Here is an 11,445-nt window from a genome sequence, read left to right on the forward strand (position 1 = left end):
CAATATAATTCGTCTTTTGAAAATCCAGGACTATGCGCCAATAGACTCGATGACAACATTGATTTCATTCAACATTTACTACCTCCTGCAGGGGGAACGGTTACTGTTCCCCGGCCAGTTCCTCATTCTCGATACGCCTGCGCGACAGGCGCCGCAACCAGCCCCATACACCCAGCGCCGTAAGCGCGGCCCCGGCAAGGCCGGTCAGGTAAAGCGCAAGGGGATGATGGCTGAGATACCAGTCCGCCCGCACCCATAGCGGCAGGGACCCCACCGTGTAGGTCGGCGCCGTGCGGTAGCTGGTGAACTGGTTGCCATTCTTGATGACCAGATCCCCCTGCAGCGACGGCAGGTCCGTCTTGTTGCGAAGGCTGAGGACCAGATCGTGAATCCGCTCCGGCGTATCACCGGTGAAGGCCACGACGGAACGCGCATGGTCATAGGGTGACTGGGCCGCCAGCATGAGCCCTGCCTCGACGATCGGGGCATTCAGCCTGGCGGTCACACCATTCTTCAGCCCCGCGTGGTCACGGTCCTGGAACAGGTACCAGATGCCCTGCAGGCCCATATGTTCGCCAACCTGGATGCGGCCGTCCCTGATGACGTAAGGAGAGCGCGACAGCAGGCTCGTCGCGCTGCCCAGCTGTTCCGCCGTGCCCAGCACCACGATATCGCCCCCGGGCTGCGCGGCGCCCACCTGGTCTGCCGTCATGATCTGCACACCGGCGGCCGGGTACCACGTCGAGGCCCCGAAGAAACCCATCAGGTCCAGAAAGGCGCCCGCCGTCCCGGCATCGACATGGGATGGCAGGACCACCGTCGTTTCGGACAGGTCGGCCATGCGGGAGAAGGGAAATGCCGCCTCGGCGAAATAGGACAGGTTGGGCAGTTCGGCAAAATGGTAGCCGCGGCGGAAATCAAGCGTTGAATCGGAATCCACGCTCATGCGGATGTCACCGGGGGTGCGGCGGCAGGCCCCGCGGTCGATCGGCCGGGCGTCAAAATTGAACAGCAGCTGGTTCTGGCCAAACAGCAGCCAGGTGGGCAGTGCCGTAGTATGTCCCACCGCCCCGGCATGCAGGTTCACCAGCCGCTGCGACCACCGCTGCCATAGCCCCGGCGGCGAAAGCGTATAGCTTTGCAGGTAGTTGTTGTTGAGACTGACATCAACGCGGGATGTCTCCAGATCGACCACGGGGCCACCGGGCGCACGGATCCACATGTCCATCAGAAAGGGCCGGCCACGCCAGGTATAGAGATCGGGCGGCAGGTGGAAGGGCAGCGTCATGCCGGCGGGTGTGAAACCGCCGCCCTGCAGGTCGGCGGCCCCGACCAGTTCACCAAAACGCACAAGCCGGTCGGGGTCGGGACAAAGGCGGGCGCATCATAGGGCTGGCGCGCCTCCAGCGACACGTCATCAACCACCTTGGCGGCAACCCCGCCCAGTGTATCGGCCGAAAAGACCAGGGAACGCGCGGCCGCTTCCACTTCCTGCGCATTGCGCCCGGTCACGACCAGGATGGTGCCCCAGCGGTCGTTGGGATTGGCGATTTCCGCCAGCATGGGGCCACGTGGCCGGGTGCCCGCCTCGTCAACGGGCAGGTTTTCACCCACCTCCACCGCATTGCCCGATGCCGGGATGGCGGTAAAGACCGGAAAGGACAGCTTGCGGAAATCGGCAATCTTGCCAAACCACGAAGCAACCAGTCCCGCCGCCTTCAGGCTGCTTTTCGAATTCGTATCGGGTAGCACGACCGGTACCCGCAGGGTCGAACGCAGGTTGGGATCGAAAAACGGCGCGGGCAGCCGCGACAGCTTGCGTTCGGGGGCGATGCGGACGGTCGTGAGCGTGATCTGGGACATATCGGAGATACGCGCCCACAGGATCTCGTTGAAGAGATCATTACAGTCACGCCGGTATTCGCCCGCAAAACGGAAATTGAGCTTGTTGTCGCCCGTGAAATACAGCGGGTCGATATCGAATGTCAGCGGCCCGAACTGCGGGTGTTCGGGATCGACCTTGATCGTGCCGATATACTGCTCGTTCAGCGTGACCGTAACCGCGCTGGCTTCCGGCAGCAGGGAGGGCGAAAGGGCGCCGGAAATGGACAGCCGCGCATGCGTGACCACCCTGTTGGCGGGCACGATCACATCCAGCCCCTGCAGGGGGGAATAGCCACGCAGCGTCAGCGGGCCTGACGTGGCCCCCAGATTGCGGAAGGACAGGGTGCGGGTCACTTCCGAATCACTGATCCGGTCCGCCGCCGCCTGATCGATAACCGGAATCATGTCCGGCACGGTCCCGGTATTGCTGTCCCCGAACGGGGTTTCGGCGCTGACGCCCGTCTGGTCCGGCACGGAAGCGGACGCGGCGGGCTGCACCTGCGCCATCGCGACCGGGCTGAGGGCGGCAAGAGCCACGAGAAGGACAGCGGATGCGGCAGCACCATTCCGGGCACTGCGTCGAACAGGTTTCAGCACGAGGCTTTGTTTCTCCAGTTTTGCTTCCACGACAGGCGCCTTGGCCTCTTCGTCATCCGCCACATGGCGTGGGATCTCACGCGCCTGCCATTTAAAAAGGCCACCAATACTTCTGAGCACCATGGCAATGCTGCGCAGGGGGCGATCGGGCTCGAAATCGGCCCAGTTCGCCCAGGCATCATTCCGGCCAAAGACCATGTCCACGATCTGGCTTTCATCTTCCAGATCGCGGCGTTCCCATTGCAGCCGCATGGAACGTTCATCCAGGGCCAGGACCGTTGCGGGCACGGTGGCATGGATCCCGTCCCGCTCGTTTACATATTCCATCATGACCCTGTCGGGCCGTGCGACATCTGCGGGCCAGTGCAGGTCAACCCCCAGTCCACCCAGCGAGATATCGCGGGTATGTCCGGCAAAGCTCCGGCCTTCCATGTCGGTTATCCTGACCGGCAGGGCCACGGCAATGCGCGGGGCGGCACGGGTCTGGCGTGTTTCACGCCCGACCGCGATGGAAGCCAGCACGATGATCAGGCTTATGACCACCCACAGCGTATTGAGCGCGAAGGACTGCAGGGCCAGGCGGTCATGGAACTGCCATACAATGCCGAATATGCCCCGCAGGAATGCGGCGAACAGGATGACCGCAAGGATGACGTTGGGATAGACGGCCCCCACGTCAAAATAGCTTTTTTCCAGCAGGCCGCCCTTGTCCGTCACGTTAAAGGTCCCCTTGTGGGGCTGCAGCAGCGTGACGATGGTGATCCTGACCAGGAAAAGGGCGAGCGAGGTTTCGTAGATCTCGCTCCAGAATGAATACCGCCAGCGGCTTTCAATACGCGACAGGGTCAGGATGGAATGGAAGATGTGCGGCAGCGCATAGACACTGATGGCCAGTGGCGAGGCCGCGATGATATTCTGCCCCAGAAACAGGTACGCCAGCGGCGAGACAAGGAAGGTCACGCGCGGAATGGCGAACAGGAAGTGCGACATGGCGGACAGGTAACACAGCCGCTGCTCCCACCGCAGCCCGCGCCCCAGCAGGGGATTGTCCCGCCGCATGATCTGCAGCATGCCACGCGCCCAGCGCACGCGCTGGCCGATATGCAGGATCAGCCGTTCGGTCGCAAGCCCGCCGGCCAGCGGTTCACGCAGGTAGGCGGTCCGCCAGCCCCTGCGCTGCATCTTGAGCGCGGTATGCGCGTCTTCCGTCACCGTCTCGGTTGCAAAGCCGCCAATGCCCAGAACAGCGGAGCGGCGGATGACCGCGCAGGAACCGCAGAAGAATGTTGCGTCCCAGAAATCATTGCCATCCTGCACCAGACCATAGAACATGTTCCCTTCGGGGGGGACATGGGCACCCGCCACAAGATTGCGCTGGAACGGGTCGGGCGCATAGAAATGGTGCGGGGTCTGCAGCAGGGCAAGCTTGGGATCGGCGATCATCCAGCCGATGGTTCTTTTCAGGAAGCCGCGCGTGGGCACATGATCGCAGTCGAAGATCACGGCGAACTGGCCATCGGTAATCTTCAGCGCATGATTGAGGTTGCCTGCTTTCGCATGGTTGTTTTGCGAGCGGATGATGTAGCCCGCCCCCGCTTCCAGCGCAAAGTCACGAAAGGCGACCCGGCGCCCGTCGTCAAGGATGTAGACGTGAAGCTTGTCCTCTGGCCAGTCAAGCTTCAGCGCGCCCAGCACGGTCGAGCGGACCAGGGACAGTTCCTCGTTATATGATGGAACATATATGTCCACATGTGGCCACGAGGACGTATCCTCGGGCAGGGGATGCTCCTTGCGCCCCAGCGGCCAGGCCATCTGGAAATAGCTCAGGCACAGGGTGGACAGGGCATAAACCTCGGCCAGGAGCAGCAGGATGGACAGGGCGGACTGTATCCACCCATGGAACTCGATCGTCGATGTCAGCCGCCAGACCACGTAACGCATGGACACCAGCAGCGAGAGCATCATGAGGAATATGGTGATGCCGCGCCCCTTGAACCGGTTCAGCACAAGCAGCAGCAGGACCGTCCCGATTGAAATCAGCCCCTGCATGTCCGGCAGCAATGCAACCGAACCCACAAAGCTCATCATGACGACACCGATCACGATCGGCACCCATGAAGGCACCCTGCCGGTAGCCGCCTGCTCCATGAATCTGGTAATTTTATCCACAAACTGCGCCATGCATACCGTCAGATCTGCCTAAAACCCAAGAATGCGATACCCGCCCTGCGTAGAACCACACATCCGCACGAAGAGCAGCGTGCAGCCCCCCCAGATGCCCGCCGCAAAACGGCACAAGCCGAAATCCCTGCACAAAAACAGGTACCTGATCACCTGACCTGACGTAAAACCATGCGGATCGCCACTTTTCAGTCATATTATTGACTTAATTTTTCATAGAAGCCAGTTGTTAGTTTTATGGCAAACGATTGTCAAGAAATAAAAAATGAGGATTTAATATATTTTTCACATATCTTAACGCCACAATACCAGATATATATGATTATATATAAATAAATAAAAATAAATATTTTTAAGTTATTTAATTTTATGATTTGGTATAAACATATTATATATTTGTAATTACAAGTGAAATTATATATTTATGCGGAATAATATTATTAAATTTTATATTTATAATATTTGTATATTGGTATACGTTTTTAAAATTACAGTATTATTTGCATTATTTTTACTTATAATATGGTATTGATTTTTAAATATTTTCTCTTATCTGTTTGTTTTGAATTCGAAATGATAAACATGTTTCTATGGAATACATGTAATATCAAAATCTATTTTGATAAAAAAACGTGCCGATGCGTTTTACGCAGGTATCAGGCCATTACGTCGATATTTTTCAATGATGGAATCCGCCGCCTGTATTCCCTTGCCGACCTGCTCCGGCCACTGAAACAGATCGGGCGCCCTGAAATCGCTCCCCCCTGATGCGGTAGCAGGGGCCTTTCCCCTGCTGGCATCACGGATTGCACGCATCCACGCAGGCCCATCGGTTGGATCAATATAGGTAACGTCACTTCCGGCAAATTCATGAAAAACCGGAATGTCGCTACATATGACTGGCACGCCCAGTACAAGCGCCTCGGCCAGGGGCAGGCCAAACCCTTCACTGAAGGATGGGAACACAAGAGCCGCACAGTCCTGCAGCAGGGCCGCGACTTCCGGATCGGTCAGGCCCTGGCATTCATGAACGCAGCCACGCAATGCCGGACAGCGCTCCAGCATATCAACCACATTTTCATTTTCCCAGCCGCGCTTGCCCACAACAACCAGATGCGGCACCTGCGCGCCCATTTCCTCTGCCATGCTGCGCCAGATATGCAGGAGCAGCAGGTGGTTCTTGCGCGGCTCAATCGTACCCAGACAGACAAAATAGGGGCGCCCCTTCTGCATCAGATCCTTCTGGAACGCACCTTTTTCCGGAACGGTCTCCCCCAGATGCACGCCGTGCGGCACAACCGCCACATGCTCCCTGGCCGGACTGTGCCGCAGATATGGCGCCAGCGATCGGCCAACGGCATGTGACGGCACAATGGCCCCGGCCCCCAGGCGTGCGACCGTCCGCATCCGGACAAGATGCTTTTCCGCTTCCCCCGGTCGACCGTATTCCGGAAATTCCATGGGAATGAGATCATGCACCATGGCAATGAAAAGCGCATTGTAACGAACCAGGAAATTCCCGATGCTGCGCGGGCGCGTCAGGTGATGATGCGACACATTAAGGTACATGGCGGGAGAGGAAACACCCTGCCCCCTGTCCGCCGCCTTCAGCGCCTGCCATGTCAGGCGCCGCCCCTGCCAGCGCAGGCTGGAACAGAGTTCGCGCGCGCCGTCCCAGGCACGACCGGTCCGTCCCACAAAATCCCGGGCCTCTTCAAACGGTATCTCGCCAATCCGGCCGACGGGATGAAACGCGACAAAATGCGTCCGGTGCGCCTCATGTTCCAGAAGATGGCGGGCATACTCATATTCGACCCGGTCTATGCCTGTGGGCACAGGCACGCCGGCCCGCGCGATCAGACGTGACAGATCCATGAAGATATGCACCGACATACCGCTGGCATTCCTATTATGTCTTGTGGGCAACGGTATTGCCTACCGCCTTACAACCTGCAGGCGTTCCAGATGGGAGGTAACAAAGCTTGACCCGTCATCCGAACGGGCAGGCGACTGGATGCGCTGCAACGTGCCGCGTACCAGCAGGTCCAGCCCCTGCTCGGAGAAGAAGCCCCCTTCAATCAGGCAACGATCAATCAGTACCCTGCGGAAAGCATTGAATATCTCTTCATCCGGCGGCGGTGGATTGCACCAGAAGTCATTCAGGCTTCCCTGATAGGTAATACCGGGAATATCATAAATCGCCTGACCCAGCGTAATGATCGGCACGCCGGATGCCAGTGCAAGCGTGCCCGTCGTGCTGTTGATGGTCACGACCCCGCGCGCCGCGCGCACCAGTACGGCAATATCCCCACATTCCAGATAACGGACACGATCCTGAATGCCGTATTTGCGGGCAATGCGCATGACCAGCCTGCGCCAGTCCTTTACGCCATTGTCCAGTGGATGTTCCTTGACCAGCAGGTACAGATCAGCTGGCGCATGCCGTGCAAAAGACTGAAGGACATAGTCAATGGCCCCTTCATTCCCCTTGAATTCGGAATGCAGCCTGATCTGCGCATCCGCATCAAGCTGGAGTGGAAAAAGCATATAGGGCAGCGCCTTTTCCCTGACCTCGGCCATGATGGCATCGGTCCGCACCTGGGCGGCATCACGGTTCCTGAGGCGTTTGAGCCAGCCAATACCTTCTATCCACGGATGCCAGGGGCGGTAATCATTCCAGTGCCGGAAATACCACCGGGTCAGGATATCCGCCGCATTATAGGCCACGGCCTCCAGTGCCCGCCGACGGAACGAAGAAGGCACGTAGGAATGCGGCCCCAGCGGCGGCAACAGCGCCGCACGGTGTACATACCATTCCGGGTCACGCGGCAGGTGAGAATGCCCGTTCACCCCATCCAGTTCCAGCGTCACCCAGTCAGGCCGGATATAGCCTTCCTCGAATACATAGACCCGCACATGCATTTCATGACAGATGCCGATCGCCACGCGATGCAGGGGTCGGCAGTCACCAAACAGCATGACATCCGTAATGCCGTACTCACGAATGACCCTGCGCACGAAGTCCGGCCACTGCGCGCTGGACCCGGTAAAGTCCAGCCCGTTGGGCAGGCGCCAGAACAGCTGGTCCCCCCCATTGAAGTTGATCTTGTAAACTTCGTATCCGGTCTTGCGCAGGGCAATGCCGACCCGGCGGAAAAAAGGCCCCATAAGCCCCTGCAACAGAAGAAACCTGCGGGGACCGCCTGCAGGAACCTGCATATCCTGTACCATATTACTTGCTTTGGCTCCTGCTGGCCCATGCGCCCTGACTGATACGATGCAACAACATTACCTTCGTCCTTCCATAGGCCGTCTTGACCTGCATGAGCGGGGTTGGACGCCACAAGGCCGGATCTTCGAAACGATTGACAAGGATCTCGGCCTCACAAGGTAACCGGGTCAACGGATCAAGGTAACGTGGGTAAAGAATTAGGGCACCGGCGACAAGCTCTTCAATATGCAACATGCGTCCGCGTCTGGACCATGGCACGTCTCCCATATCCGTCGTCAGCCCCCAGCCCGCATAAAACGGGCCCCCGTAGGTCACGACCCTGATCCCCCGCAACAGGCCCTCAAACCCCGCAAGCGACGTCAGGGTATGGATTTCGTCAACGCGTTCCATCAGGGCGGCTATCGAACCGCCATAACTGACATGGTCCGCACAGGACAATACGTCCTTATCGTTCAACGCACCAGAGCGGTAGCCTGAAGTCACATCGGGATGCGGGCGGTAAATGATGAAGGCGTCCGGATTATGACGGCGCACCGCCCGCAGCAGTTCCAGATTACCACGAATTCGGCCACCGCCACGCAGCACGGACTGATCATCACTGACCTGACCCGGCACCAGGATGGTACGGCGTCCACCGCTGTCCCACCCGGCAATCCCGGCCTGGTCGGCCCTGCCGTATTTTGTAATGCCTTTATGAACCAGGTAATGACCAAGATGACGGGCGCGCTGGCGCAGTTGCGGGTCGAACCGGGCCGTTGCCAGGATATGTTCAAGGTCGCTGGGCCCGGCCGGATCGTAATAGATCCCCCTTTTATCAAGAATAATGGATGCGGGAACCTGCAGGCCACTTCCCAAGCCAACAGATCTTACAAACCCGTCTTCCACCCGCCAGATAGGAATGTTTTCTTTCGCTGCCTTTTCCTCCAGTCCAGGCGGCACACGCGTCGCCCACATCGCGACTGATGCGCCACGCTCCCGACACAGTCGCAGTGCCTGAGCAGCCGAACGGACAAATCGCGGGCTGGTTGGGGGGATCGTCAGAAAATCCGCTATTCTGCCACGCTTCCACCATGACATCCCGACGCATGCCCCGATATGGCGGTTTTCATCAATGATCTTACGCCACAGCGTCAGAATTTCTATAATATTATTGATATCAGTAAAACGTTTATCGAATGGGTCAATATAATGCCAGTCTGACAGTAATCCATGCAGAACCGTATCGCCATCAAGCGGGGTCGGTTCCCGATGGTCTGTCCCACCCTGCTGCGGCAGCGCATAACGCCACACAGGCAGGCCGCGCAGGCTGGCCAGCGTCCCTATATCTCCATTGCCCAGTTCATGGACCTGTCCCACATGATCCAGCAGATCATGTGGATCACATGGAGTACAGACGTGGCGGATCCGATGCTGCCTTGCAAATCGGGCAACCCGGCCATGCCGAAAAGGATAAAAGAGCAGGATATCAGTTTTGTCATGCTGCCCAAGCACACGCTGAAGCAACTGTACGAGGGGCTGGGATGTTGTACCCTGCATGCCGGAACAGCAGACAAGAACGGGAAAGGAACGACCGGGATGCCGGGCTGGTGCCCAGAATGTGCCACCCACCCGCCGGGTTACGATTTCATGGCGCAGCCAGGCAATTTTTTCGTCTGTGCCAACACAAAGGGAACGACCGGATGGAACGGCAAGGCGGACGGGCTTCGTCTCACGAAACGGGGGGCAACGAAACAGGCTATGGCAGGCCAATCCATGTTCCTCTCAACATCTGGGACGTCTCCTAATGCATTTCCGTATCTTTTTCCACAGGCCAGATAGACCTCTGGCAAGGAAAATGGTATTGCCCTGCCCTTGATCAGATCATGCTGCGAACAGGAACAGACCGGGGTGTGACAGAAGCATTTGGCTGGCGTTTCGGATAATCGTGTATTAAGAAGCAGTGCGTCTTTCCGGGGCAGAGAGACGAACTGCATGGTAGGTTGTGCCGAAAATTTATGATAGAAAATTTGGCATCTTCACGGAAGCCGCCAATAGTAAAAAAGGCGCAGGACAATTACCACAATTCAACTTCAAGGATGTCTTACATGCGTCGGGTAGGCAGAAATGAAACCGATGATATGCCGATCCGGTTATTCAAAAATCCTGTTTTTGAATGCATGACACTGCTGTCCTTCCCCATATTTCTTGTCGTATGGGGTATGATCCTGTTTATTGCCCTGCTCTATGCATTCAGCCACGCGTCCTCGGTAACGGCTTTCGTGATCTGTTTCCTGATCGGGTGGGTTGTCTGGTTTCCGATGGAGTATCTGCTCCACCGTTTCCTCTTCCACCTGAAGGGCACATCGACGTTCGTGAAGTCCATGGTCTTCCTGATTCACGGCAACCACCATGAACAGCCGAATCATCCACTGCGCAATCTCATGCCGTTAAGCGTGTCCCTGCCCCTGGCTGCGGTCATATGGACAGGCTGTGTCTGGTTCATGGGAAAAGGCAATGGTAGCGCTGCTGCCGCAGGTTTCATATGCGGTTATATTGGCTACGACATCATTCATTATTCATGCCATCAGTTCCCCATGAAATCAAAATGGCTAAAGAAACTGAAGGTGCATCACATCAAGCATCATTATAAAGATCATGATGCCAACTATGCCATTACTGGCATATTTATTGATGGTATATTTAAAACAAGTTCAAAACAGAAATAGTAACCATATTTTATAAAAGTCCTGACAGAATATGCCAATATGAAGGCATCAGGGCTTTTGCCATAGATTCTGACCACACGTTCCGCAAAAGAAACTTAGAGACTGTTTGAAAACAAGTCATTGATAAAAAATAATAAAAGTTTTTGGGTGCTGCCTTTTTTCAAAAAGGCGGCGTTTTTCGAAGCTTTTTGAAAAAAGCTTCACCAAAAACTTCTTTATGATTGCTGGATGTTTTCCGGCCTAACTTTTCAAACAGTCTCTTAACAAATTATCCAATGCCAAATCTGGCGCCAGTCTGAAGATGCCACAACAGGTATTGGGAAAGACATATATTTCTGTTCCCGATACAGATGGCAGAAATGCGCCAAAATGTATCGTCAGCCAGCATACGGTTCCAGAATGCGTGTACTTCCACCCAATTCTTGATGTTTCCTTTGCTTTTCAGAGATAGAGCAGGCATGCAGCAGTACCGTCTGGGTGGGGTGGACAGTCCGTAAAAACCATTCATCCTATCTGTATCAAACAGGCATAGGCTGCCGCTGGAGCAGGAAACCGGGCAGAGTGGGCACACTCTGATCAGTCTCTACGCCGCATGATTGATCCTTTCTATGTTTCCCATAGTGACTTTCAGACCCAAAAAAGTCTCATTTCCGCGTGCTTCCCATGTGTTTCCTGCAGTGGAATTCAGGACGCAAAAAAGCCGCCTCTAAGGGCGGCATTTTTTGTTAGATATCAGTATGTTCGGTTTGGTTGCGGGGGCAGGATTTGAACCTGCGGCCTTCAGGTTATGAGCCTGACGAGCTACCGGGCTGCTCCACCCCGCGGTGGTAAGGGGAGACTGGAAGA

Annotated in this window: 5 protein-coding genes, 1 tRNA gene and 1 pseudogene; 2 read left to right on the forward strand and 5 right to left on the reverse strand. The window is 56.4% G+C overall.

Annotated elements, in window-relative coordinates:
- Positions 1-100: 100 nt before the first annotated feature.
- The 4 genes and pseudogenes from bcsA to CFR78_RS09440 all read right to left on the reverse strand — a co-directional run bounded on the left by bcsA (position 101) and on the right by CFR78_RS09440 (position 9,250).
- A pseudogene (bcsA, locus tag CFR78_RS09425) lies at positions 101-4,629 on the reverse strand (UDP-forming cellulose synthase catalytic subunit).
- Positions 4,630-5,307: 678 nt separating this feature from the next.
- Positions 5,308-6,555, reverse strand: coding sequence for a glycosyltransferase family 4 protein (locus tag CFR78_RS09430; RefSeq protein WP_034930919.1), 1,248 nt, complete (start codon positions 6,553-6,555; stop codon positions 5,308-5,310).
- A gap of 42 nt (positions 6,556-6,597) precedes the next feature.
- Positions 6,598-7,893, reverse strand: coding sequence for a capsule biosynthesis protein (locus CFR78_RS09435; RefSeq protein WP_034930922.1), 1,296 nt, complete (start codon positions 7,891-7,893; stop codon positions 6,598-6,600).
- Between the two features lies 1 nt (position 7,894).
- Positions 7,895-9,250, reverse strand: coding sequence for a capsular polysaccharide export protein, LipB/KpsS family (locus CFR78_RS09440; protein ID WP_240471400.1), 1,356 nt, complete (start codon positions 9,248-9,250; stop codon positions 7,895-7,897).
- On the opposite strand from CFR78_RS09440, the gene CFR78_RS16615 reads away from it, so the two are divergent.
- Together CFR78_RS16615 and CFR78_RS09445 are read left to right on the forward strand one after the other, a co-directional pair.
- Positions 9,251-9,712: a hypothetical protein gene (locus tag CFR78_RS16615; RefSeq protein ID WP_240471401.1), complete on the forward strand. Its 462-nt coding sequence runs from the start codon at positions 9,251-9,253 to the stop codon at positions 9,710-9,712.
- A 266-nt stretch (positions 9,713-9,978) separates the two neighbouring features.
- Positions 9,979-10,599, forward strand: coding sequence for a sterol desaturase family protein (locus tag CFR78_RS09445; protein WP_051672068.1), 621 nt, complete (start codon positions 9,979-9,981; stop codon positions 10,597-10,599).
- 747 nt (positions 10,600-11,346) lie between these two features.
- Here CFR78_RS09445 and CFR78_RS09450 read toward each other — a convergent pair.
- Positions 11,347-11,423 (reverse strand) — tRNA-Met (locus tag CFR78_RS09450).
- Positions 11,424-11,445: the final 22 nt, after the last annotated feature.

The sequence above is a fragment of the Komagataeibacter rhaeticus genome (assembly GCF_003207855.1).
Classification (GTDB): domain Bacteria; phylum Pseudomonadota; class Alphaproteobacteria; order Acetobacterales; family Acetobacteraceae; genus Komagataeibacter; species Komagataeibacter rhaeticus.